The following is a 707-nucleotide window of genomic DNA, read 5'->3' on the forward strand; positions in this document are numbered from 1 at the left end:
GCTTCCGATACTTGTGGTGATGTGACCATTACTGAATCCGATATTGAGACGGCTGCTTGTGGGAATACTAAAACGATTACACGTACTTGGACAGCTACCGATGCTTGTGGGAACACAGCTTCGGATACGCAGACCATTACCGTTGTGGATACAACACCGCCTACGATTGACAGTTCAAACTCTGAAGATATCATTATCGAATGTGGTGTAACACCTGATGGTACGTTAGAAGCATGGTTGGATAACAATGCTGGTAATACAGCTACCGACACTTGTGGTACTATTACCTGGTCCAATGATTATGGTTCTAATACTGATGTTGATTGCGCCAATGGTGCTATTACCGTAACCTTTACGGCTACTGATGATTGTGGCAATGCCTCTAGTACAACTGCGACATATTCTATTGTGGATACGGTTGCGCCTGTATTGACTGTTCCTGCTGACATGACCGTTGAATGTACGGAAAGTACAGAGCCATCTGAAACCGGTACGGCTACTGCAACGGATGATTGTGCGTCTCCTAACATAAGCTTCTCAGATACTGAGGTCGCTAACTGTGGGAATACAAAAACGATTACACGTACCTGGACAGCCACAGATGCCTGTGGAAACACCGCTTCCGATACGCAGACCATTACCGTTGTGGATACTACACCTCCAACGATAACGGCTCCGGCTGATGTCACTATTGAGTGTACCGACGA

At 46.3% G+C, this 707-nt stretch carries 1 pseudogene; it reads left to right on the plus strand.

What is annotated here, in order from left to right:
• Nucleotides 1–707 (plus strand): annotated as a pseudogene (locus tag F1003_RS16595) (HYR-like domain-containing protein); the annotation flags it as partial.

It is taken from the genome of Winogradskyella ouciana (assembly GCF_009709615.1).
In the GTDB taxonomy this organism is placed as follows: Bacteria; Bacteroidota; Bacteroidia; order Flavobacteriales; family Flavobacteriaceae; genus Winogradskyella; species Winogradskyella ouciana.